At 68.7% G+C, this 23834-nt stretch carries 19 protein-coding genes, 3 pseudogenes and 1 CRISPR repeat array; of the genes and pseudogenes, 11 read left to right on the top strand and 11 right to left on the bottom strand.

What is annotated here, in order from left to right; all coding sequences use genetic code 11:
* The first annotated feature begins 577 nt into the window (after positions 1–577).
* On the top strand, positions 578–1300 hold the full coding sequence (locus tag ACIBSV_RS37230; RefSeq protein WP_395871131.1) for a DUF6193 family natural product biosynthesis protein: 723 nt from the start codon (positions 578–580) through the stop codon (positions 1298–1300).
* 264 nt (positions 1301–1564) lie between these two features.
* Complete coding sequence (locus tag ACIBSV_RS37225) at positions 1565–1924, top strand: hypothetical protein (protein WP_395871128.1); 360 nt, start codon at positions 1565–1567, stop codon at positions 1922–1924.
* 482 nt (positions 1925–2406) lie between these two features.
* Here the strand turns inward: ACIBSV_RS37225 and ACIBSV_RS37220 are convergent, their stop codons facing one another.
* A complete protein-coding gene (locus tag ACIBSV_RS37220; RefSeq protein ID WP_395871126.1) occupies positions 2407–2532 on the bottom strand; it encodes a hypothetical protein in 126 nt (41 codons plus the stop codon).
* A 416-nt stretch (positions 2533–2948) separates the two neighbouring features.
* On the opposite strand from ACIBSV_RS37220, the gene ACIBSV_RS37215 reads away from it, so the two are divergent.
* Positions 2949–3206, top strand: coding sequence for a hypothetical protein (locus tag ACIBSV_RS37215; protein WP_395871124.1), 258 nt, complete (start codon positions 2949–2951; stop codon positions 3204–3206).
* Positions 3207–3313: 107 nt separating this feature from the next.
* On the opposite strand, the gene ACIBSV_RS37210 is transcribed toward ACIBSV_RS37215, so the two are convergent.
* The 3 genes from ACIBSV_RS37210 to ACIBSV_RS37200 form a co-directional block, all read right to left on the bottom strand.
* Positions 3314–4033, bottom strand: a complete 720-nt coding sequence (locus ACIBSV_RS37210; RefSeq protein WP_395871122.1) for a GGDEF domain-containing protein — start codon at positions 4031–4033, stop codon at positions 3314–3316.
* Positions 4034–4140: 107 nt separating this feature from the next.
* Positions 4141–4305, bottom strand: a complete 165-nt coding sequence (locus ACIBSV_RS37205) for a hypothetical protein (protein ID WP_395871120.1) — start codon at positions 4303–4305, stop codon at positions 4141–4143.
* A gap of 161 nt (positions 4306–4466) precedes the next feature.
* Positions 4467–4667, bottom strand: a complete 201-nt coding sequence (locus tag ACIBSV_RS37200) for a hypothetical protein (RefSeq protein WP_395871118.1) — start codon at positions 4665–4667, stop codon at positions 4467–4469.
* A gap of 133 nt (positions 4668–4800) precedes the next feature.
* Between ACIBSV_RS37200 and ACIBSV_RS37195 the strand changes: the two genes are divergently transcribed.
* From ACIBSV_RS37195 to ACIBSV_RS37185, 3 genes are all read left to right on the top strand, one after another.
* Positions 4801–6294: a BTAD domain-containing putative transcriptional regulator gene (locus ACIBSV_RS37195; RefSeq protein ID WP_395871116.1), complete on the top strand. Its 1494-nt coding sequence runs from the start codon at positions 4801–4803 to the stop codon at positions 6292–6294.
* 171 nt (positions 6295–6465) lie between these two features.
* Positions 6466–6849, top strand: a complete 384-nt coding sequence (locus tag ACIBSV_RS37190) for a peptidase inhibitor family I36 protein (RefSeq protein ID WP_395871114.1) — start codon at positions 6466–6468, stop codon at positions 6847–6849.
* Positions 6850–7792: 943 nt separating this feature from the next.
* The gene (locus ACIBSV_RS37185) at positions 7793–8509 is read left to right on the top strand and encodes a DUF899 domain-containing protein (RefSeq protein WP_395871112.1); all 717 of its coding nucleotides are present in this window, start codon (positions 7793–7795) and stop codon (positions 8507–8509) included.
* Positions 8510–9054: 545 nt separating this feature from the next.
* Positions 9055–9267: direct repeats of the CRISPR family, unit length 28 nt; unit sequence GTCGGCCCCGCGAGCGCGGGGATGCTCC.
* A gap of 169 nt (positions 9268–9436) precedes the next feature.
* On the opposite strand, the gene ACIBSV_RS37180 is transcribed toward ACIBSV_RS37185, so the two are convergent.
* Complete coding sequence (locus ACIBSV_RS37180) at positions 9437–9727, bottom strand: hypothetical protein (RefSeq protein ID WP_395871110.1); 291 nt, start codon at positions 9725–9727, stop codon at positions 9437–9439.
* Positions 9728–10357: 630 nt separating this feature from the next.
* Here ACIBSV_RS37180 and ACIBSV_RS37175 point away from each other — a divergent pair.
* The 3 genes and pseudogenes from ACIBSV_RS37175 (at position 10358) to ACIBSV_RS37165 (ending at position 16914) form a co-directional block, all read left to right on the top strand.
* Positions 10358–11800, top strand: coding sequence for an erythromycin esterase family protein (locus ACIBSV_RS37175; protein ID WP_395871108.1), 1443 nt, complete (start codon positions 10358–10360; stop codon positions 11798–11800).
* 955 nt (positions 11801–12755) lie between these two features.
* Positions 12756–15802, top strand: a pseudogene (locus ACIBSV_RS37170) (Tn3 family transposase).
* A gap of 419 nt (positions 15803–16221) precedes the next feature.
* Positions 16222–16914: a hypothetical protein gene (locus ACIBSV_RS37165; RefSeq protein ID WP_395871106.1), complete on the top strand. Its 693-nt coding sequence runs from the start codon at positions 16222–16224 to the stop codon at positions 16912–16914.
* Between the two features lie 155 nt (positions 16915–17069).
* On the opposite strand, the pseudogene ACIBSV_RS37160 reads toward ACIBSV_RS37165, so the two are convergent.
* A pseudogene (locus ACIBSV_RS37160) lies at positions 17070–17270 on the bottom strand (integrase core domain-containing protein); the annotation flags it as partial.
* Positions 17271–17435: 165 nt separating this feature from the next.
* Here ACIBSV_RS37160 and ACIBSV_RS37155 point away from each other — a divergent pair.
* Positions 17436–18659: an IS4 family transposase gene (locus ACIBSV_RS37155; protein WP_395871284.1), complete on the top strand. Its 1224-nt coding sequence runs from the start codon at positions 17436–17438 to the stop codon at positions 18657–18659.
* Positions 18660–18811: 152 nt separating this feature from the next.
* Here ACIBSV_RS37155 and ACIBSV_RS37150 read toward each other — a convergent pair whose 3' ends face one another.
* The 4 genes from ACIBSV_RS37150 to ACIBSV_RS37135 form a co-directional block, all read right to left on the bottom strand.
* Positions 18812–19534: an IS3 family transposase gene (locus tag ACIBSV_RS37150; protein WP_395871104.1), complete on the bottom strand. Its 723-nt coding sequence runs from the start codon at positions 19532–19534 to the stop codon at positions 18812–18814.
* Positions 19531–19824 (bottom strand): transposase, encoded by a 294-nt coding sequence (locus tag ACIBSV_RS37145; protein WP_395871102.1) that lies wholly within the window; start codon positions 19822–19824, stop codon positions 19531–19533. Before ACIBSV_RS37145 ends, ACIBSV_RS37150 begins: the two co-directional genes overlap by 4 nt.
* Positions 19825–20904: 1080 nt before the next feature.
* Complete coding sequence (locus ACIBSV_RS37140; protein ID WP_395871100.1) at positions 20905–21210, bottom strand: hypothetical protein; 306 nt, start codon at positions 21208–21210, stop codon at positions 20905–20907.
* 80 nt (positions 21211–21290) lie between these two features.
* Positions 21291–22739, bottom strand: a complete 1449-nt coding sequence (locus tag ACIBSV_RS37135) for an ATP-binding protein (protein WP_395871282.1) — start codon at positions 22737–22739, stop codon at positions 21291–21293.
* A gap of 280 nt (positions 22740–23019) precedes the next feature.
* Here ACIBSV_RS37135 and ACIBSV_RS37130 point away from each other — a divergent pair.
* Positions 23020–23208, top strand: a pseudogene (locus ACIBSV_RS37130) (hypothetical protein); the annotation flags it as partial.
* A 45-nt stretch (positions 23209–23253) separates the two neighbouring features.
* On the opposite strand, the gene ACIBSV_RS37125 reads toward ACIBSV_RS37130, so the two are convergent.
* Positions 23254–23502 (bottom strand): hypothetical protein, encoded by a 249-nt coding sequence (locus tag ACIBSV_RS37125; RefSeq protein ID WP_395871097.1) that lies wholly within the window; start codon positions 23500–23502, stop codon positions 23254–23256.
* Positions 23503–23834 lie beyond the last annotated feature (332 nt).

Raw genomic sequence — 23834 nt, 5'->3', positions numbered from 1 at the left:
ACCTGGTACATCACTGCATCGGCAGCACGCAGAAGCGTGGCCCGGGGCCGGCCCGGCGGGTCGGCGGTGTGGGCCGCTCCAACGAGACACCGAAAACGGCGGTTCCGTGTCCGCGTACACGGTGGGCATGTCCAAGCGCGCAGGTCGGCGAGCTCCCGGTGGACGTCGCGCGCGGGATGCGCGCGATCACGCCGAATTCGTCGCCGCCCAACCGCGCCACGCCGCCGTGGTTGGTGCACCGGCGTGCAGGCGCCGGGCGAGGGTTGCGACGTCCTGGTCCCCGGCTTCGTGGCCGCAGCGGTCGTTGATCCTCCTGAACGCGGCGCCGTCCAGGACCGGGACGTCGTCGACGCGGTGCCCGCCCGGAAGGGTCGGTGAGCGCTCGGCGGCGGGGCATACCGGTGAGTTCGCCGCGGTCCGCGACCACCAGGCGGCATCGGGATCGCAGTCGCAGGACTCGAGCCCGGCCGCGCGATCATCGGGCCGGACGGACCCGAGGCCCTGGCCCGGGCGTCGCTGCCGAACGAGGTCCCGGGCGTGCCCTGCGTCGGTGGCCGCGAAAGCGCGATCATGAGCCATGGCCACCACCGATCCCGCCGCCCTGTATCCCGACGTCGTAGCCGCAGGCAGCCTCGGCGCGACCCTCCGAGCGGTCGCAGCCGACGAAGGGCCTCCTTTCGCCGAGTCGGAATCCGACCCGTTGCGCCAGGCGGCGGTCGCGAGCGTGGTTCCGCATCGGACGGCTCTGACCGTCAGTGCCTGGGCGGCGGAGCGGCGCTGGTCGGTCCGCGGCTGTGAGTCGTTCCAGGGCCTGGCACTCGTCGAAGGAAGTACGGGGGACCTGACGCAGATCGTGCGGGCAGCGCGGGCCTGGCACGACGGAACCGCCCTGGACGACATTCACCGGGCCGCGCCGTTCGTGCACCTGACCGGTCGCCTCGACGTGACGGAACCGGATCCGGCGCGGCTGGCCGAGTCCGAGTGGCGGCACCTGCGCACGGAGGCCGGCGAGGAGGAGCGGCCCGGGTACCACGCGCTGATCGAGGCGGCCTACGCCGAGCCGGCGCTGCGCGGGCTCTACCCGTTCACCAGCCATGGAACGCTGCGGTTCTCCGGCAGTACCCGTCCCCGCCTCACCGTCGTCCCGGTCTGTCTCGACGCCCACCCGGACGGCCGGTACACGGTGAGCGCCCACTACATGGGGGAGGTCCTCGTCGAGACGACGACGGCGCAGGAGGCCGTGGCAACAGCCGTACAACGGCTGCCCTCCGGGCTGTGCCCGGTCGCGTTCGGAGCCTGATCACGCCGGCCCGGTGAGGGCGCAGCGTGGTCCGGGAGCCGGGTGAGCCGGCACGGCGAGGCGGTCGATCCGCCGGGACCGTGTCCGGGAAGTCGTCCCATCGCTCCGGCCCCCGACCCCGGATCGTTCCTCGCTTCCGGCGTCCCGGCGGAGACCCGACCCGCGTCGTCGACGTCGTCCGCGTCGCAAATCGGCCGGCGGACGCGGGCCATGCCCGGGCATGATTCGGGCAACCATGATCGAACGCGAGGACCCGACTGCCCGATGGACACTCCCGAGCCCCTCACCGACGAAGACCTCGACGAAATCGAGGAACTCGCCGCCGGCGCGACCCCCGGGCCGTGGCACGTGCGCCAACTCGACGACGACTACGCCATGAGCCTGGTCGCGGTCGGCACGGTCCCCGACACCGGACTCGGCGAGCGTTGGCCGGACTTCGACCACCGGGAGATCGTGGCCGCGACCCTGGTCCAACACCCTCGCTACGTCGACGTCGCCGACGGACGCTGGGACGAGAACGCCCTGTTCATCGCCCACGCGCGCCGTGACGTCCCGCGGCTCGTCGCCGAGATCCGCCGCCTGCGCCTCCTCCTCGAACCGCGGAACGCCCCCGGCGGATCCTGATCACGGGCGGTGAGAACCGTCGCAGGTGTGCTCGATCGTCGCCGTCGAACCTCCTCGGGTCCGGTGGAGGTCGGGTCGCTCGTGGAACCACCGACCCGGCCGGCGCGGTGGTCACACGGCTACCGGTACAGCCCGAGGGTGTTGGGGCGGGGCACGCGGCAGGCCCTGGCGTGATCGCGCCCCCAGGTCCGCGCGGCGGCGGAGATGCTTTCGGGGGTGTCGCCGCCGGAGGAGTCCCGGGTGTGTGTCCGGCGTCGCAGCAGTTGCAGCAGCCGTCGACGACCAGTCGGCCGAAGTCGACGCCGGGTGTGAGGACCACGGCCATGCCGCCGGGGGTCGTGTGGGAGGTCGCGCGTTCGATGATCGTCATCATGTGCCCCTTCGATCGGTGGGTCGGGTGATGCGGGCGACGGTCGGTCGTCCTCCGAGGACCCGGGCGGTGTGATCCCTGGTTCTGGGGGAGCAGCCGTGCCATCGGACGGCTATGCGGTGAGGGCCGGGTGCGTGCCGGTCCGACCGGAGCGCCGGCCGTTGACGGTGACGACGGCCGCGTCGGCCTGCATGCCCGGGCTCGCGCTCCCGCCGGACTTGACCCGGTACATCGCCACGTCGGCGGCGCGTGGCCCAGGGCCGGCCGGGCAGGTCGGCGGCGTGGGCGGCGCCGACGGACGCCGAGCACGGCACCGTGAGATCCCCGTCCGCGACGGGTTCGCCCAAGCGGGCAGCCGCACCTCGAGGTTGATCGTGGTCGGCTCGGCCCCGTGTGGGCGCGGACGTCATGAGAGGCGACGACGCGGCCGTTGGTGACGATGTGTCGGCCGCCGATGGGGCCGCGCGACGATGGTCCGGAGCCGCAACACCATGGATACCACCCATGCACCGACCCGGGTTCGACCCGCACGCCCACGAAGGCGCCGCCATCGCGCGTCTGTTCCACGACGTGCGCCCACCGGCGCGACACGTGGTCCGGAGCCGACGTCGTCGACATGTTCGCCATGGGTGGGGTGATTGTGTGGATGGACGCGTGAAGGTTCTCCTGACGCCGATGGGCAACAAGATCAAGTATCAGATCGTCGGCACCGTTCACTGCGTTCGACCAGGGCAGGGTGAATTGCCCAACACACGAACGTACGACAGGGACGATCTTGTGTGGTTGAGCGTCTTCGGCTCCGCGAAAGCCGTCGCCGACTTTCTGCGCCGCGGCAAGAGAACAGCCATGGTCACGAGTCTTTGCGACCTCGGATACTCCTGGTGTGACCGCCTCATGCCCCGCAAGGGGTAGCGATCGGCAGCCGGCGCGTCCGAGATCCTCGCCCTCGCCTTACGCGCACCTGTCCGCAGCCCGCCTCGCCTTCACCGGCCTGACCGGCACGGAGGCGACCCGACGCATCACGGGGAGCGGGTGAGGCCGTCATGCCGGTCGGCGGCGATGTGTGGGACGGCCAGGTGCGTGCCCGGGCGCCCGGGGCGGCGGCCGTGGATCGACGCGACGGTCGCGTCGGCCTGCGTGCCGAGGTACGGAAACTTCGTCTCGCCGGATTTGACGCGGTACATCGCGACGTCGGCGGCGCGCAGCAGCGCGGTCCACGGCCTCCCGGGCAGGTCGGCGGCGTGCGTGGCGCCGATGGACGAGGAGACCTCCAGGAGCATCTCGGCGTGCGGGGCGGGCTTGTTCAACCGGGCGCGCGGGGCGAGGAGTTCACGGCCGGTGTCGGTGCGCGGTACGCGGACGATCGCGCCGAATTCGTCGCCGCCCAGGCGTGCGGCCAGGCCGCGGCGGGCGGCGCACCACCGGTGCAGGCGCCCCGCGAGTGCGACCAGGACCCGGTCCCCGGCGTCGTGTCCGTGGCGGTCGTTGATCTGCTTGAAGCGGTCGCAGTCCACGAGCAGGACCAGGACGTCGTCGGCGCGGTGGTCGGTGGGGAGGAGTCGGTTGCCGCGGTCGGTGAGGGCCTGGCGGCGGTGGATGCCGGTGAGTTCGTCGCGTCCGGCGGCCTCGAGGCGGCGGCGCAGGCGGACGTCGTCGGCGACCGCGAGGGCCGGCGGTAGGGCGGCGGCCGTGAGCAACAGGGCGCGGGAGCGCTGTCGTTGCGGGGTGTGGATGGGCATGATGGTGGCGATCCCGTCTCGTGGTGGGGCGGGTCACGGAGGCGCACCCGGCTGTCCAGGCGTGGGGTGCGCCTCCTCGTCGTTTGATTCGTGGATCCGGTCACAGGTCAGGGGTGGACGACACCGGTGTTCTCGCAGGCGTCGCGCCCCTCGCCGGCACATCGGCAGAGGGTGATGTCGATCTCCTCCTCCTCGTCGTCGAGGGGTCCGAGGGGTCCGAGGGGCGGGGGCGGCGGTGGGATGCGGTCGTCGGGCCGGGGGTCGTTGGACACAGGTGTCTTCTTCTTTGTCGTCGTAATGGTGGTGGTGGTTCGGGTTGTTCGTTTGCTCGCCGTCCCGGGCCTGCGGCGCCGGTCGCTGCTCCCTGGTGGAGTGCGGCGGCCGGTGCCCGGGGCAGGTTCGGTTCCGGGTCGGTCGACGCGGCCGGGGCGGGTCAGCTGATGTCGAAGATCAATTCGTCGCTGCGCGTCACCATGACGGTGGTGTCGCAGATGCCGCACCTGTGGGTGAGGTGGTCGGCGTCGTCGTCGACCCCGGTCATGTCGGCGTCGCAGCACAGGGGGATGTCTGCCGGGTCGAACTCGTCGCCGATGGTGAGCTCGAAGCCGTAGCTGGTCGTGGGGGTGGCGTACATGTGTTCTCCGTTTCGTGTTCTCGGTTTCGTGTCCTGTGTGAGGGCGGCGGGCCGTGTGATGGCCGGAAAAAATCCACCGCGCCCCGGCCGGGCGGTTGATACCTTCGCGCGGGCGCGAGCGGTGGTCGGCGGTATGGACGAGTGCCTGGAGGACGCGGTGGCCCGGTCGTATGTGAACTTCGGGATCCTGGGCGACCTGTACGTGCGGTCCGACGGGACGTCGATGACCTTGACGCGACCGGTTGTACGCAATCTCCTGGGGACCCTCCTGAGCGCGGAGGAGACGCTCTCCGTCGAATGCCTGTCCACCGTGGTGTGGGGCCCCGAAGGGTGCAGTCCGGGCACACTGCACACGACCGTCTCGCGATTACGGGAATGGCTCGCGGAACACTGTGGTGATTCCGTGACCGTCAGCAGGAACGAGCGCGGCTACCGCCTGGACTACGTCCACGCGGACAGCGATCTCCGCGAATATCGGCGCCTGGTGGACGGGCCCCGCCCGGACGATCCCCGAGAACGGGCGCGGCTGCTGCATCGCGCCCTGGGCCTGTGGCGCGGGCCCCTGTTCGCGAACGGACCACACGGATTGCGCGACGATCCGCTGGTGGTGCGATGGGAGACGTCCCGCATCGCGGTGGCGCTGGAACTCGCCGAGGCGACGGTCGAGGCCGGTGATCCCACGGATCCGGTCGTCGGGCGCCTCGAGAATCTGACGAGGGAATACCCGTACGAGGAGCGCGTGTACGCGGCCCTGCTCGACGGGTTGCGACTCGGCGGCCGGCGAGCGGAGGCGCTGCGCCGATTGGAGTCCGTGCGGCGGATGCTCGCCGACGAACTCGGTGTCGGACCGGGCGTGATCCTGGCCGAGGCGCAGGCGGAGCTGTTGCGGGATTCCGCTCCCGCGCCGGTGGTGGGGTCCAGGTCTCGGGCGGATGCTCCGGCGGATGCCCGGGGTTCCGTGTCGGCGGCGCGGGAGGGCCGCGTGGTACTCGGTTCGTTCGAGGCCCAACTGGCCCTGCCGCACGTGCGCGCGTTGATCTCGGGGGCACGGGAGCGCCGCCCCGAGGTCGTCGTCGAGGTTCGTCATCTCGACTTCGTGGGACAGACCGCCGCTCTGCTGTCCGGGGAGGTCGACGTCGTTCTGTGTTATCTGCCGGTCGCACCCGGGATTCGGGCGGAGCCCCTGGCCGTGGAACCACGGGTCGCGTGTGTGGCCGCCACGGATCCGTTGGCGGCACGCTCCGAGGTCGCGCTCGCGGATCTCGCGGATCGCGCGGTGGTGAGCGTCGATCCCCGTGTGCCGGGGGAGTGGCGGGACTTCTGGGCGGTCGACCCTCGCCCCGACGGCGGGCGCGTGGTGTACAGCGACGACCGTGTCTCCAATGTGGAGGCCCTCTTCGCCGCCGTGTCCGCCGGGAACGGCGTCGCGTTCGTACCCGCCGCCAGCCGCCGGTTGTACCCCAGGCCGGGCATCGCGTACGTCGACGTCACGGGACTCCCGCCGTGCACGGCGGGAGTGGCCTGGATACCCGACCGGGGAGGGGACGCGGCCCGGCGCTTCGTCGAGGGTACGCGTGCGCACATCCTCGCGGCTGACGGCGAACCCCCGGGCGCGGCCGAGCGGTAAGCGAACGGTAAGCGTGATCGGACAGAGTCTTGCCGCACCCGATGTACCGGGGCTCCGCGCCGTCGGTCCCACCCGGCCCGGCGCGGACGGACCACCCGGTGGACGTGTCGACGGGAGCGAAGCCTCGGCTCCCGCTCCGGTGGACACGACACGAATCGAAAAGGAGATTCCATGCCTGCCATGCGCAAGACTCTGCTCGCGGCCGCGGCCGCGGCCACGGCTCTGGCCGGCACGTTCGTCATCGCTCAACCGGCATCCGCTCAACCGGCATCCGCCCCGTCGTCGTCCGCGCGGCTCGCGTCCGGGAGCTGGACGGGCTGGGCCAGTACCAATTTCAGTGGTCTGGACAGGACGTGGTCCGGAGAAGTCGGCTCGTGCATCTACGTCGGCGACAACTGGAACGACAAAATCCGATCGGCCAAAAGCGCAAGCGCCACCACCAGGGTGGAGCTGTGGGACACCTGGAACTGCGAGGGTGGCGGGATCGTGATCGACGGATCCGGCTACTACAGCATCGGAGCCTGGGTCAGCGCCTACAAGGTCACCGCCGTCTAGCCGAAAACCCCCGGAGGCGGTTCGACCAACGTCGGTGCCGTCCCCCAATCGTGGGCGGCGTCATCCCTCCGACCCTCCTGCCGAGCCTTGAAGCAGCACCGTCCACCGACGCGCGCGAACGTCTTCGATGTCCGTATCCCGAAACCGTCGAAGCATCACCGCCGCACGACCGAGGCCGCCCCCGCCACCGGCGAAGGGCGGCCTCGCCTCGTCGACGGACCGGACGAAACCACCGCTCCGCGACGCCGGGTTCGCCGTTCGCCCCCACCCGCCGGGCGTGATGCTGGCCCGCCCCGGGGGTTCGGTGCCCGGACATCCGGGACGGGAGCGCCCCGGACACGTGTGTCCCGGGCGTGGCGAGCGGGCGGTCAGAGCCACGGCACGAGGCAGCCGAGGTGCTTGCGCTGGTTCTCGCGCTCCAGCGCTTCGGCGTGCGGGGTGCAGTATTCGTACGTGCCGCGATTGCTCTGCGGGGGAGCGAACGCAATGTGGGTGTGAGCATGCAGGCGTCGGCCTCGCGAGCGCGGGGATGTTCCTCTCCCCGAAGCCGGATCCGTCCACCCCCGAGTCGGCCCCGCGAGCGCGGAGATGGTTTCGGCGGCCACGGCAACGGCACCCGGGAAGTCACGTCGGCCCCGTGTCCGCGGGGATGGTTCCCGGGCAACCGGATCCCCACCGGGGTGGCGGTGTCGGCCTCGCGTCCGCGGGGATGGTTCCGGTGAGAGGAGCGCCGACGGGCGCAGCGCGGGGTCGGCCCCGCGTCCGCGGGGATGGTTCCGCGTTGAACATCTCTAGTGGCCCTGAGGACCATGGCGCCACTCCCATGAGCCGGGGGACCGCTCGGCTGGGTGGCTGGCCGCGGAACTCGGTTTGATGAATCCGACCCGGCAGCGATGAGTTCGGGCGGTGGGTTCGGTCTACACATCAGAGGTACGTTCATCTGATGCCGGGAGGAACCATGACCGAGCAGACTGCCAGGGCCCTGCCGCCTGTTGTCGACCGGGAGACGTGGCAGGCGGCGGTTGACGAGTTGCGGGTGCGGGAGAAGGCCGCCACGCGGGAGCTCGACGCCGTTGCGGCACAGCGTCGCAGGTTGCCGATGGTCAAGCTGCCGGATTACACGCTTATCGGGCCGGATGGGCCGGTTCGGCTGGTCGAGGTCTTCGACGGGCGTTCGCAGCTCATTGTCTACAACCACATGTGGTCCGACGGCGCGCAGTGGCAGTGCGGCGGGTGCACCAGCCTGACGTCTCAGTACGTTCGGCTGGGATTCCTCGACAACTACGATGCGCGCTTCGTGATCGTGACCAACGGGCCGATCGCGGAAGCGCTGGCGTACAAGGCCGAAGTCGGGAACACCATGGAATGGTACTCGTCGTCGGACAGCTCGTTCGGTGCCGACGTGGACGCGCCGCCCGGTGGGGGGTTCGCGGTGAACGTGTTCCTCCGGGACGGGGACACCGTCTACCGGACCTGGCACACCTCCGGCCGCGGTACGGAACAGCTCAGCCACACCTTCCCGTTGGTCGACATCCTGCCGTGGGGCCGCCAGGAGGAGTGGCAGGATTCGCCCGACGGCTGGCCGCAGTCGCCCACCTACTCCAAGTGGCTCGACTCTCCCGATGTCGCGCGGCTCTACGGCCGACGGCGGGAGGCGTGAGGTCGCGCTGATGACGACGAAACCCACGCACCAAGGGCACCTGGCGATCAACGGCCTGAGCCTCTACCACGAGGTGTACGGCGAACTCGGTACGTCGGGGACGCCTCCTTTGCTGCTCATTCCCGGCGCGTTCATGGGTACCGAGTCGATGAAGCCGTGGGTGTCGGCCTTCGCGGCCGGGCAGAGCCGGCGCGGCGGCGGACCGGCCGGCCGGCCCTTCGGTGTCCGCGGGGGACTTTGCTCGGTCGGCGGTGTGAGTCGCCGTGGAGTTGCGGCCGTTCATGGCTTGGGTAGGTCCGGGAGGACATGGGGTGTTTCCGCTGCTTGCCGGTGCCGGCGTTGAGAGGGGGTCGGTGTTGATCGTGGCGGTCCCCGGCCGGCTCGAGGACCGGCCACCGTCTTGGCGGGCGTCGACGTGGGAGGTCCGTCGGGTGAACTACCTCGGAGACGAGGGAAGTCGATCTTGCGGAAGCTAACGCATGGGTAGCAGGATGCAACCGTACGAAAAGTGCGTTACCCGCTGGTAGATGCCCAGGGCATCCAGTGTCGGCCCCGCGAGCGCGGGGATGCTCCTCTCGACCACCCGGCGCTGGCCGCTGTGCTCGGGTCGGCCCCGCGAGCGCGGGGATGCTCCTGTGAGGCGACTCGGAATCGAGATCGACGGAAAGTCGGCCCCGCGAGCGCGGGGATGCTCCCCCTACAGCGGCGTCGTGCGCGGATCGATGCTGTCGGCCCCGCGAACGCGGGGATGCTCCCCTGCGAATGCCGAACCCACGCCCCGAGGCGCCTCACAAGGCCACTGGTGTCGGGCGACACGGGCTTTTCAGTCGATGGCGACACAGAATGTGTCGGTAGCGGTCGGCGTCCGCGTCGATGCCCGCCGGCCAGCCGATGTCCGCCCACGTTGCCCCGGCCTCGCCCCTGTGACTACGGGCTCGGTTCTGCGTCGACAAGGGAGGTGATCGTGGATATCAGCTCGTTGAGCGTCGTGACCGTGCTCGTGGGAAGTTCGTCGAGTTCCCCACGGTCGAGCGCGATCGCGTAGATCGTCTCCAGTGTTCCGGCCAGTGGACGCAAGTCGTCACGTACAGGTCCGGGCTCCAGTGATTCCACGGCGTACTCGATGTCGTCGACGAGCCGGCGGAGGGAGGTCTTTCCCTCTCGGAACTCGGCCACGCTCTCCCGGATGTAGCCCAATCGCGCCTGATGTGTCGCCACTTCACGGTTCTCCGTTCTCGTGATCGTCCGGGACGTTTCGGTCCGGACGCGCTCACGATATGGCTCTGGTGACCGACGGGAGCCGTCCAGCCCCACCTGAAGTCCGACCCGAACCCACGCTCCGAGGCCCCTCACGAGGCCACTGGACCCGCATGTTCCAGCTCAAGTATCTTCAGAAATCTTGAACATCATTCCGGCGATGCTTTCAGGTATCTCCGATACGGGTCGGCCCCGCGAATGCGGGGATGAGCCCATGGCCACGAGGACGCGCCGGGCGCGCGGGTGGTCGGCCACGCGAACGCGGGGATGAGCCTCTCCAGAGTCTCGTAGACGTAGGTTCCGCGTTGTTGGCCCCGCGAACGCGGGGATGTTCCTCGAGTAACCGCCCACCTGGTCATTTGAGGAGGCGTCGGCCCCGCGAGCGCGGGGATGTTCCTGGATTGGATCGGTTGTCACTTTGAAATCACGATGCGGGTGGAGCGCGGCGCCGGGTGGCCTGTCCTCGGTGGCCGTCGTCGCCTGCGGTCTTCCGGATGGTGTGGGTACTGGGGGTGTCGCATCGGGTGGTACCGGAGTCCTGGGCCTCGCGAACGAGGCGCCGAGCGTGGTTGGTTGCCCAGCGTCTGAGTCATGGGATCACACTTTTTGCACTCGTCCGGGGACACCGACATCCCGGTGGCCACTCGCCGTTGTGGGCCGAGGTCGGGGCGGCTGAGCCGAATCCTGCTTCCCGTCCTGCCGTTGCTGTGCCTGGCGGCAACCGTCGCGGGAACGCCCGCTCAGGCCGCGCCGGCCTCGTCGGCGGTGTCCGCCGACTCCTCCTCGTCGCAGGAGGGTCCCGCGCGCGCCTTGGCGCGTACCGCGCACCCGCTGGGCAGCACCGTCCCGGGCGGCTCCGACGCGGATCTGCGGGCGTTCGACACGATGATCCGCGGCGCGGACGTGGTCGGCGTGGGCGAGGCCACGCACGGGTCGAGCGAGTTCTACACCGTCAAACACCGCCTCTTCCGGCACCTGGTGGAGCGCCAAGGCTTCCGGAGCTTCGTCCTGGAGATCCAGTGGAGCGCCGGGGTGCGCCTGGACGAGTGGGTCCGCCACGGCGGAGGCGACCTGGACACGATCATGGACGAGGAGTTCCAGGCCGGCGGCAGCCTGTGGAACACCACCGAGACCCGGGACCTGTTCCGGTGGATACGAGCCTGGAACCTGCGCCACCCCCAGAGCCCCGTCCGCGTCGCCGGGGACGGCCCCGAGTTCGCCGGGCCCGCCCTGTTCGACACCGTCACGTCCTACGTCGCCCGCACCCGTCCCGACCTGCTGCCCGAGGTCCGACGGCTGTACCGCGAGTCCCGACCCACGGCCTCCATGGAGGAAACCTTCAACGCGCGCCTGGCCCTGCCCCTCGCCGACCGCACACGCATGCGCGAGGACACCCGGCGCGTCCTGTCCCTCCTGGAGCACCGTCCCGCGGGCATCCCCGCCAAGGAACACGACCTCATGCTCCAACACGCCCGAGCCATCGCCCAGAACGCCACCCTCTTCGGGTTCGACATCGCCAACGACGCCGCCGCCGCGTTGACATACCGCGACCAGGTCATGGCCGACAACACCGCCTGGTGGCAGCGGCACACCGGCACCAAGGTGTTCCTCTCCGCCCACAATTCCCACGTCGCCGGCGAGAGCGCGGCACCCGAGAGCCAGCCGAAGACGCAGGGGCAATTCCTGCGCGAACGGCTCGGAACACGCTACGTCAACGCCGGATTCACCTTCGGCCGAGGATCCTTCAACGCCATCGACCCCACCGCCTCCGGATCGACCTGGCGCCGAGTCGACGTCGGCCCCACCCGCGAGGGCAGCGGGGAGAACACCCTGGAGAAGGTGTCCCGACGCGATTGGTACCTCGACACGCGCACCGCGGCCCCCGGTACCGCCCGCAACTGGCTCACCACCGCACACCCCATCCGGAACATCGGCGCCTCCTGGCCCGTCGACGCGTACGAGAACACCCGGCTGCGCTCCACCTACGACATCGTGATCCATCTCCACAACATCAGCGCCTCGCACCGGCGCTGATCCACACCGCCGGATGCCGCGACCCATCGTCGCCCGTTCACCCTGCGGTCCGGTGCCGTCGCCCACGCCGAACAGCCCGGGCCGGGGACCGTGCCCGTCCGCGACGCCGGTCTCCGCCCGGCGAGCCCGTCGAGGTCGCGGGCACAACGGGAGCGCATCCCGACAGCTCCCGCCGTCGGCGCCGGCGCGTCGTCGTGATCGGCGGCACCGACCTCAACGACGGTGAGACGTGTTTCGCCGATATGCCGCGTCCGCGCCCGGTGGCCTCGACTCGAGGACACCGGGCCGGGCGGACGGATGGTGACGCGTGGGGAACGCGCAGACGTGTCGGCGCGTGGCCCAGCAGGGTGGCCGTCGAGTCGACGATCGACAGGATCGCCCGGGCTGGGGCCGTCACCAGCGGAATCCGTACAGGCGGCGACCGCCACCTCGGCTCCGTCGCCGTGGAGCCGTGGCGGTGGGTGCTTTGCACGTTCCGAGGAAGTGCGGGATGCCTCCGGTACCTGCCGATGCCGGCCATGCCATCGAGGGCCGAGGCGGTGCCGATCCTTGCATTCCCCGGCCGGCCCGGATCGATCACCGCTCGAGAGGCATCGAGGGGATCATCGGTTGAACCACCTTGGTGTCGCACGGGGTTCCCGCGCGTCCGCGGGGATGTTCCCTCGTCCTGGCCGAAGGGGCGCTGTGGCCGCTCTGCCACCGGAGTGCAGGTGCCGGCAACTGCAGGGGCTCCCGCACCGGACGAACCCGGGCCGCCTGCGGGGTTGCTTCGCTTCAGCGCTGCTGGAGTTTGTGGAGCTCGCTGAAGGGGCCGCCAGCGTCGACGAGTTGGGGGTCGAGGAACATCCATGCGAGATCGTGCGCTAAGCCTTCTCCCCGCCGAACGACTCTTTGACCTGGGGTGATGCGTTGGCACAGCCTTCGCGGATCGGTTGTCGATCTTCGGAGGGGTGTTGTGTCGGTCGAGTTCATATCGGACAAGCAAGCGGCGGAGTACGGGGCGTTTCGGGGCAGTCCGCCTCAGGTCGATCTGGAGCGGTTCTTCTTCCTGGACGACGGGGACCGCGAGGTCGTGTTGGGCAAGCGGCGCGACCACAACCGGCTGGGCTTCGCGATTCAGCTGACGTCGGTTCGCTACATCGGCCGGTTCATGCCGGATCCGCGTGGGGTTCCGCCCCTGGTGGCGGAGTATCTGGCCGAGCAGTTGGGAACCGCGGACGCCTCGTGCGTGGGCCTTTACGGCGAGCGGGACGGGACCGCGCGCACCCACGCGGGGGAGATACAGCGGGCGGAGAAGTGGCGGGACTTCGCCGAGGTCGTCGACGAACTGGTCACGTGGGTCGACGCGCGGGCGTGGACGACGGGCGACGGCCCGAAGGCGTTGTTCGACGCGGCGGTGGCCTGGTTACGCGAGCGGCGGGTGTTGCTGCCCGGGGTGACGACGTTGGCGCGGCTGGTCGCCGGGACGCGGGAGGAGGCCACGGCCCGGCTGTGGAGGACGTTGTACGACCTGTTGGACCCCGGGCAACGCGCAGTGTTGGACTCGCTGCTGGATGTTCCTGCGGGCGCGCGCTCCTCGGAGCTGGGCCGCTTGCGGCGGGGACCGGCGCGGGTGTCGGGGCCGGCGATGGACAAGGCGTTGGATCGGGCGGCGGAGATCGCGGGTCTGGGGTTCGCCGGTGTGGACGTGTCGTTGGTGCCGCCGCGCAGACTCGCGGAGTTGTCGCGGCACGGTGTCGACGGCAAGGCGTCGATGTTGCGTCGGCATCCGCCCTCGCGCCGGTTGGCGACGATGTTGGCCACAGTGGTGCACCTGACGACGCGGGCGGTCGACGACGCGCTCGACCTGTTGGACGTGCTGATCGCCACCAAGCTCCTGGCCCGGGCGAAGCGCGAGACGCTGCGGGCGAAGATGAAGACGTTGCCAAGGGTGGAGCGGGCGTCGGCGAAGCTGGCAGCCGCGGTGCGGGTGTTGATGGAGACGACCGCCGAGCGGGTCGACACCGATACCGCTGAGGTGAGTCCGCCGCTGGCGGAGAGTGTGGACGCGGTGTGGGAGTTGATCGAGGCGGTGGTGCCGCGCCGGGAGTGGACCGCCGCGCTCGCCTCGATCGTCGAGTTCGCGCCCCCGATGGACTCCGACGCGGACGAGGCGTGGCGCTCGCGCCTGGTGTCGCGGTTCGCCACGGTGCGGCCGTTCCTGCCGACGTTGACGGGCGTGGTCGACTTCGGTGCGACCCCGGAGGGCGCGCCGGTGTTGGCCGCGTTGCGGTCACTGCCTGGTCTGCTCGGGCGCAAGAACGTTGCGGCCTCGGAGGTCGACCTGTCGCTGTTGCCGGGTCGTGGCGGCGCCTGGTGCTGTCGGCGCCGGGGCTCGAGCCGGGTTGTGTGGAGTGGAAGGCGTACGTGTTCTGCGTGTTGGAGCACTTCCACCGGATGCTGCGGCGCCGGGAGATCTTCGCGCGCAACTCCTCGAAGCGGGGCGACCCGCGGGCGAAGCTGTTGTCCGGGGCGGCGTGGACGCGCACCCGGCCGACCGTGCTCGCCAGTCTGGGGCTTCCCGAACGCGCCCGGGAACACCTGTGTGCCCGCGCCGAGTTGTTGGACGGCACCTATCGTGAGGTCGCGTCACGGTTGCCGGTGAACACGCAGGCGACGTTCGGCGAGGACGGGCGGCTGCACCTGACCGCGCTGGAACCGGAACCCGACCCGGCCTGGTCGAGCTGCGCGCGGCGGTGAAGTCGATGATGCCGAGGGTGGATCTGCCCGAGGCGATCCTCGAAGTGTTCTCGTGGACGGGCGCGGATCGCGCGTTCACCTCGATCACCGGCTCGGAGAGCCGGCTGGCCGATCTGCAAATCACGATCGCGGCCCTGCTGGTGGCGCACGGCTGCAACGTCGAGTACACGCCGGTGATCGGCGGCGCCGACGCGCTCACGCGCGACCGGCTCGGCCACGTGGACCACAACTACCTGCGGCTGGCCACGTATCGGGCGGCGAACGCCATGCTGATCGACTACCAGGCCGGGATCGACCTCGCCCGGGCGTGGGGCGGCGGCCTGGTCGCCTCGGTCGACGGCATGCGGTTCGTCGTCCCCGTGCCGTCGGTGTACGCGCGGCCCAATCCCCGCTTCTGCGGGCGCCGGGGCGGGCCCACGTGGTTGTACATGATCAACGACCAGGCCGCCGGGCTCGGCGGGAAGGTCGTGGCGGGCACCCCACGCGACTCGCTGTACGTACTCGACGTTCTCTACGACCGTGATGGCGGCAAACGTCCGGAGATGATCGTCATCGACACCGCCTCGTACAGTGACATCGTTTTCGGACTCCTCACCCTGGCCGGGTATGTGTACGCGCCGCAACTGGCGGATCTGCCCGACCAGAAGATGTGGCGGGTGGACGCGCGGGCGGACTCCGGGCCCTCCCAGCAGGTTGCCCGGGCGGGTGGATCCGGTGAGGATCGAGCGCCACTGGGACGACATCCTGCGGATCATCGGCTCGATCCACACCGGTGCGGTGCGCGCGTACGACGTCATCCGCATGCTCTCGCGCAAGGGCCGGCCCACCCCGTTGGGCGACGCGATCGCGCACTACGGCCGCATCTCCAAATCCCTGCACATCCTGCGGCTCGCGGACGAGCCCGGCTACCGGCGACAGATCAAGGCCCAGGCCAACCTCCAGGAGGGCCGGCACTCGCTCGCCCGGAAGATCTTCCACGGCAAGGCCGGGCAGCTCTACCAGAACTACCAGGACGGCATGGAGGACCAACTCGGGGCGCTCGGCCTGGTCCTCAACGCCCTGGTCCTGTTCAACACCCGCTACATGGACGCCGCGGTCAAGCGGTTGCGGGCCGACGGTTTCGATGTCCGGGACGTGGACGTGGCCCGTCTTTCACCGTTCGTGCGTGACCACGTGAACATGCTCGGGCGGTATTCCTTCGCCCTGCCCGAACTGCCCGACGAGTTGCGGCCGTTGCGCGAACCGAACGCCGACCACGGGTGAGGAACCGCCGGGCGGGCACGCCGAAGGGCGGCGCCGCCCGGCGGTGCGTGCCCGCCGGACGCCTTTCAACCCGGCCGATCGGGGAGATTTGTGACAGCCCGTCAGCTTGGCTTTCGACCTTCACGTCGGGATCAGCCGAGCCGGCTTCCATCTGTGCGGGAAGGTCACGCTCCCCGGCGGCTTACAGGAAGTCGGCCGGGTCGGCGGGTCGGTTCGGTAGTGGTCGACTCCGGGCGGGCGGCACCCTCGGCGATCAGCTGCTCGTGCCGGACCACCCCAACATTCTTGGTGAATCACGAGGTGCGATCGTGTGCGGATGGCCCGGCGCCGGACGCCCCCGCGCGGTGTGCGGTGTACATGGTCCGACTGCGACACGGTTACATCGCCGGGCCACACGACCAACGAACGGGGAGTAGACCATGGATACCGCGGTGCCGAGTTTCACACCATACGAGCGGAAGCTTCTCGCCATGGTTGCCGACCTGACCCACACGAGTGCCATCTCGATACTCGATATCGAGGAAAAGGGGGTGGCGACCGGGGCGGGCGAACCATCCGAGATTTTTGAAGAGATCGCGAAAGGCGACGGCTTCGATCTGGGCGGGTCACTGGGTCCCCGCTTTGCGCGTTTCCTAGGGCTCGGAGTCTCCTGGCAAACCCGGGACACCGTTCCCCTGACCGGAGAGTTCTGGACGGGTCACCTGCTCGACTCGATCGACGCCGGTGCGCCCACGAGTGCGCCCGCGAGTGCGACGAGCGACGAGGTCGAGGTGTTCTCCCAGTTGCGCCTGATCGAGGACCAATCGAGATGGGCGGGCAACTCTTTCACCGCGATCCGCCTGTTCCCGGGCGTGACGATCCCGGAACTGTGGTACTTCTCCATCACCCATGGACTCAACAAACTGGACATCGACTACTGCGAGTACTTCGATCATCTCCTCGTCGCGAAAGGGGTCTACGGGTGGCAGCTGCTCTTCGCCGAAGTCTCCCTCGCCGACCCGGCACACGTGCACACCCGGCGACGTCTGACCACGATGCTGCACACGCTTCCGAGGCTCTTCCCGGACGAGGATTACTCGTCTCTGGAAGCCCGGTTGCGCGAAAGACTGTGAACACGGGCAGGGCGGGCCGGTGTCCGACATTCGATCGACGACACACCTGCCGCCAGGCTCGGCCGGCGTATATCGCGGATGCCGACCGAATCGCCGATTTCTTCGCGTCCGACTGAGGAGCCCCGCGTTTTCCGGACGGGTTGATTGCTGTTGTTCTATGCCACGAGGTTCAATTCCCGCTCTGGGTGCAGGACTTCGTGGGGTGTGCGATAGCCGAGTCCGGAGTGGAGGCGTCGGCGGTTGTAGAAGCCCTCGATGTATCGAACGACTTCACCCCGTGCTTTCGCGTGCGTGGTGAAGACGTAGCGGTGGAGCCATTCGTTCTTCAAAGCCCCGAAGAATGACTCCGCCATGGCACAATGCCGTTTAGCTAAGAAAGCCGGTCTTTGTATCCACATGTCCACAGGTGCTTGCGGTGTGTAGATATGAAAAATTGGAATCGATTGAGATCCTGTGTTTGAGTGGCCTATCTTGCCGGTGTGATCCAAGATTCAGGCGATGAGAGTTCCGTGTCGTCTTCCATGACCGACCATATCGGCGTCGGCGTATTGACTCGCCTCGTGCCACGTGAGCTCGTGGATGAGGTTGTAATCTCTCGGGACAGGAAAGAGCAGCGGAACGGCAAGCTGCCAGCTCGCGTGATGGTTTATTTTGTCATGGCCTTGGCGCTCTTCTATGGAGATGGTTACGAAGAGGTCATGCGTAAGCTCGTCGATGGGTTGCGCCATATGGGCACGTGGCGACGCGGATGGAGTGTGCCGACTCCGGGCGCGTTGTGTCTGGCACGGCAACGACTGGGTTCGGAAGTGATGCGCGATTTATATGAGCGTGTAGCGGTCCCATGCGCAATGCGCTCAACGCAAGGCGCGTGGGTGGGCGGGCGCAGGTTGATGTCTCTGGACGGATTCGGCATGGAAGCCCCTGATAGCGAGGAGAACGCCGCGTACTTTGGCTATGCGGGCAAGAAGGAACGCTGCACGTTCCCCTTCGTACGACTCGCCGGCCTGGCCGAGTGTGGAACGCATGCCGTGGTTGCCGCAGAGATCGGATGCAGGGGCGAGGGCGAGGAGACGCTGGCCGGTCGAATTCTTTCCTCAGGGGTGATCGAGCCCGGAATACTGGTGATGGTCGACGCCGGCCTGTACAGCTACCGGCACCTTCGCATGGTTCTCGACGCCGGAGCCGACGCGCTGTTTCGTGTTGGAGCCAACGTCCATCTGCCGATTATCAAGTGGCTTCCCGACGGCTCGTACCTGACCTACATCGCCGATTCCGATGAGAAACGAAAGGCGTCGGCCAAAATCCGTTCCGGGCGGATCAGGGTCACGGATCTGGCAGGGTTCTACGCACGTGTTGTCGAGTACGAGGTTCCGGACAGGGGAGATGGCGACGAGTTGATCGCTCTCGTCACCAATGTCATCGATCCCAATGATCTAAACGCTGTCGATCTGGCCACTGCATATCACGAACGGTGGGAGGTCGAACTGGTAGTGGATGAACTAAAGACTCATCAGCGCGGGTCGGCCGTGATCCTCAGATCGAGAAAACCGGACCTTGTCAAACAAGAGGTATGGGGGATGTTGCTCACTCATTACGCAATCCGCCACCTCATGCGGGAGGCGGCAGACCAAGCCGACCTCGACCCCGACCGGATCTCGTTCGTCCGCTCCCTCCGCGTAGTGCGCCGCCAGGTCTCGAACCAGGCGGCTTTTTCCCCCTCGGCGGCTCGCAGAGAAGCTCGCTGAAGCGATCGAAGAAATCTCCGAACGACCGAACCCAGAACGACGGAAACGCTCCTGTCCCCGCGCACTGAAGAGGCCAAGACATAACTCGTACCGGGTAAAACGAGAAGATGACAGCAACATCACCCATGGCTCGCCGCCAACGATCCGCCTACTCATCCCGGCTGCTTAGCTAAACGGCATTGCGCCATGGCATTGTCCCAACAAACACCGGTGCGGCCGACGGACTGCCTCATCCCGTGACCGGCGACCGACTTCGCGAACTCTTCGGACGTGTAATTGCTGCCGCGATCGGAATGAAAAACTGCATCCGGCTCGATGCGTATCCGCTCCGCGGCCATGTCCAGCGCCGACGATATCAGGGACGTCCTGAAGTGATCCGCCATGGCCCAACCCACGACCGCCTTGCTGTGACAGTCGATGACCGTGGCCAGGTAGAGAAAGCCTTCCCAGGTGGGGATGTACGTGATGTCACCGACGAGTTTGGCGCCGACCCGGTCGGCGCCGAAGTCGCGCGCGACCAGGTCCGGGATCCGCGGGTGGGACCCGTCGCCGAGTGTGGTCACCGGGCGCCACGGGCGTGGTTGGCAGGCCACCAGGCCGAGTTCGCGCATCAGGGCCCGCACCGACTCGGGCGAGACGGCCTCGCCCGACCGTGCCAGGACGGCGTGGATCCGGCGATATCCGTAGGTCTCGTGGTTCGCCGTGAAGATCTCGTGGATCATCGCTTTGAGGCGTGTTCGTCGATCGGCGGTCTCGGAGGCCGGGCGACCACGCCATTCGTAGAATCCGGATCGGGAGACTCCCAACCATCGGCACATGTCGGCGATCCGAAATTCGGCCTTCTCCGCCTCGACGAGCGCGTATCGTGCGCTCACTCCTGCTCGCGCGCGAAGAAGGCCGCCGCTTTTTTCAGGAAGGCGTTCTCCTCTCGGAGTTTCCTCAGTTCGCGTTCCATCTGCCGCTCGCGGTCCGATTTCGGGCTGTCGTCGGATTCGGCGTTGCCCTCGAGGGAGAGGCGATATTGCTTCACCCAGCCCCTGAGCGTCGTTTCGTTGACCCCGAGCTCGGTGGCGACACGCGCGATCGGGCGCGGGCCCTCGATCACCAGGCGGACCGCCTCGTCCCTGAACTTCTGCGGATATCTGGGTGGCACGTTCTCTCTCATTTCCGAATCTCGACAACCCTACGCGGGTCACTGTCCGGAAGAAATAGAGCACCTCAGACAGAACCTTGCAAAGGTCAGCTTGACTTTGCATCTGGTCCGGCATTGATCAGCGTGACTTTTCGAGGACCGGAGTTATCCGGTCCTGGTGCGTGCATTGGGGTGCTGCCGGGCGCGGTCGCCGGGCCGCCTGCGGAGGGATCCGACTGCGGCCGGCCCCCTTCCCCGGTGCCGGTTTTCACCGCCCCGGGAGGGCTAGCCGAGACGCGGACCCGGGGCGAGCCGCCCCGCCCGGTCGGGCGGCCGTACCTGGGCGCGGCGACCGATGTGGCGAGCCGGTGCGTGGTGGGCCTCGTGCGGCACGCCCCGCCCCTTGGCCTTAAATTAACCCGATCGGACCAACGACGTCGCCCAGGACAGGGAAACGGGACTCGCGCGGACATCCGCGACCTACCTTGCGGCTGGTATCTGAGCTAGGACTCCAGGGCCAAGACGGCGACGTCGACCTTGAGGCCGTTCTTGGCGGCGGGGTCGGGGATGGTGCCCGATTGCACGCGGACGCGGTGACCGCCGAGGGTTTCGGGTGAGGCGTACCAGCGGGTCCAGGCGCGGCAGACCTGTTCGAAGTGCGGACCGACGACCTTGCTGAGGAAGGTGGCCTGGGAGCGGGCCCATACGTCCAGCGGCGTGACCGGAGCGCTCGAGGTCGCTCCATTGCGGGCGCATGACCGCGTGGTGGAAGGACACGATGGGTTCGGCGATGCGGTACGCGGAGCGTTTGCCGTGGAAGGCGTCGGGGTCGCGGATGATCATGCCGGCGTCCTCGAGCACAGCGAGGGCGTGGCCGAGGTCGGTGGACTTGCGGGCGAGGTAGTTCGCGATGCCGCCTCGGGTGTGGTTGCCGTCGGCGATCGCGGACAGGACGCCGTGGTAGAGGGCGGTGTCGCGCAGGTCGGGTTCCTCGGCGAGGAGGAAGCGGGCCTCGCGCAAGAGCGGGCGTCCGGGGTTGAGGACGTTGCGTTGCACCCAGGGGCCGAAGTCGTCGAGGTCGGCGGGTGCGTCGCCGAGGGTGAACTCGGGTGCTTAGGCGGGGGTTTCGCCGACGACGGAGTTGACGAGGAGGGCCAGGGTGGGGTCGTCGATGTCCCAGAAGCGCGCGGCGAGTCGGTAGTCGAGGGTGGGTACGACCAACTCGAGGCTCGCGCGTCCGCGCAAGGGGGCGGTCCCGGTGAGCAGGTTGCCCATGAGCGAGAGCGCTGAGCCGTACGGCAGCAGCCGGATCGGGGCGCCGCCGCGGCGCGCGTTGGGTCCGAGCGCGCGTTGCAGGAGCGAGGGCAGTTCGGGGGACGCCTTCGTGAGGAAGGGGAACTCGTCGATGACGACGGTCATGGGTCCGATGCCCGCATCCCGGTTGTCGCGTCAAGGTCCACTCATTGCCGAGCGCACGAGCATGACTTGGTCACGGCTGCTCAGTGGTAGAGGTCGTCGACGCCCACGAGGAGTACGTCGCCGTCGTCTGCGGCGTGCTCGCGGAGGTCGGCGGTGAATCCGGCGCCGCTGTAGCAGACGAGTTTCGCCGTCGAGGCGCCGTGGCGGTCCTGGGCGGTGAGCAGGGCCCGGATGTGACGAAGCCGTTCGATGTGGGGCAGACCCATCGTCTCGCCCCACTTGGCCTCGCCGAGCGCCAGCAGTGGTTGGCGGTTGTCTTCGTCGAGACCGAAGGCGACGACGTCCAGTTCGTGGCTCGCCTTGCGCGCGGGGTCGTTGATCGTTCCGGAACCGACCCGGTAAGGGTGGTCGCCGATGAGACCGGGGCCCGCGTGGTGGCGGGTCCAGTGGCGGCAGGTCTGTTCGTAGTGGGGGCCCATGACGTTGCCGACGAAGCGGCGTTGGCTGCGTTGCCACAACGCGGTCGCGTCGCGGGTGTGCTCCAGGTCGGACCACAGTGGTCGCATGACGGAGTGGTAGAAGGTGACCAGGGGCTCGGCGATGCGGAACGTGGTGCGGTTGTCCTTGAAGACGTCGGGTTCGCGGGTGATCAGGCCGCAGTCCTCGAGGACGGTCAGCGGATGCGCAAGGTCGCCGGATTTGCGACCCATGTAGGAGGCGATGCCGCCCCGGTTGTGGTTGCCGGCGGCGATGCCCGCAAGGACGGAGTGGTAGAGGGCCGCGTCGTGCAGGTCGGGTTCGTCCGCGAGGAGGTAGCGGGCTTCGCGGAAGAGCGGACTGGACGCGGAGAGTACGGTGCGGATCACCCACGCGTCGAAGTCGTCGGGACCCGACGGGGTGTCGTCGCGGGCGAACTCGCGGCGATAGGCGGGTGTGCCGCCCACGATGGCGTTGACCTTCAGGGCGGTCTCGGGATCGTCGATGCCCCAGAACTCGGCGGCCAGTCGGTAGTCGAGGGTGGGTACGAGCAGTTCCAGTCCCGCGCGACCGCGCAGAGGCGCGTTGCCGCTGAGGAGGCGGCCCATGAAGGACATCGCCGACCCGCACAGCAGCAACCTGGTGCGACTGGCGTCGCGTTCCTCGCGCAGCGGTGCGAGCGCGTTCTGAATGATGGACGGCAGGCGCGGGTTCGCTCTCACGAGGTACGGGAACTCGTCGATGACGACCGGCACGGCCCGTTCCCGGCCCAGGGACAGCAGCGCGTCGACGACGGCGTGCCAGTCGTGGAAGACGAGGGGGGCGGGGAGGCGGAGGTAGTCGGCGACGACCTGTCCGACCCGGTGCAGGGATTCACCGTCGGTGCCCTCGTCCGCCGCGAAGTACAGACCCCCGGTCGCCTGGCACAGCGCGCGGAGCAGGAATGTCTTGCCCTGGCGGCGTCGGCCCGAGACCACCCCCAGGGTGGCGCCGGGCTTCGGGTCCGTCGCGAAGTTCTCCAGTGCCGACCACTCGTAGTCACGGTCGAACATCTCGTCGGGCCTAGGCAGCTTCGACACGGGATCTCCTTGACATGAGTCCAGTTATGATAACTCCGCTTATGATAAATGATCTCCTTCGGGGTACGTCGGATATTCGCCCGACAGACCCTCCGACCCCGCGACGCGCACTTCGCCCCCGGGTCCGGCAAGACGGGCGTCGTCAACGCCTCCCGACCCGTGGACCGACGCCACCCTCCGCCCGGAAGCCGCCCCACCGCGACCGCCCGGGTCGACCCCCACCACCGGCGGAACCTCACGCGGATCCTCGAATCCACACGGCGTGGTCCTGATCGCCACCTCCGTGATCGACGGGACCGTCGCCTTCGACGTGGACACGGTCATCAGCGATCTGGCCCCGATGGACGTCCTGCTTCAGCGCGCCGGCCGAGTCCGCCGAAAAGTCGCGTCCGCCGCTTGCACTGCGGACGACGAGCGGCCTGCACACCGGGGGTCCCAATAGTTCTCGCCGAATAAACAACGCCAAGGACTGAGCCCGGGGGCGAATTCAGCTGTCGGCCCCAAGCGCGTAGACGCGGTTTGCGTACTCGCGGCGGGCCTTGCGCTGTGCCGGGATCGCCGTGGCTTTGTCGAGCGGCCGGCAGCGGTCGAGGAGTCGGCGGTGGACCTCCGGCTCGGTGCCGACGCGCAGGGTGTTGCCCTGGCCGCGCCGTACGGTCACGCCCTGGTCGAGTGCGGCGCGCTCGGCGCGCTCCGGCTCGGTGGCGCGGAGGAAGTCGGCGCCCCTGCCCGGCATGTCGGTCCTCGGGGAGGATCGGAACGGCCGGTGGCGACAACCGGACGATCTTGTCCTCGAACGTGCCGATCGCCTTCCCCACCAACCTGCCGATCCGACCCGGGGTCGGCCGCTCCATCCGCTCCTTGCGACACCGGGCCACCACTGCCGCCGCCAAGCGGTCCCGGGACAACTCCACCGGACACAACTCCGGCGGCCAGCCCGGCCGTTCCCCGGGAATAGCGCGGATCCCGGTCACCAACTCTGTCACCGAGGCGAAGGCGTAGGGGAGTGCCACCCACATGCTCGCCTGGCACGAAGGCCCTGTGTCCTGTGCCCTGCCCATGTGTTCC

Origin of the sequence: Embleya sp. NPDC050154, assembly GCF_044460165.1 — a bacterium.
Taxonomy (GTDB): Bacteria; Actinomycetota; Actinomycetes; order Streptomycetales; family Streptomycetaceae; genus Embleya.
This window is presented reverse-complemented; position numbering and strand designations above follow the sequence as displayed.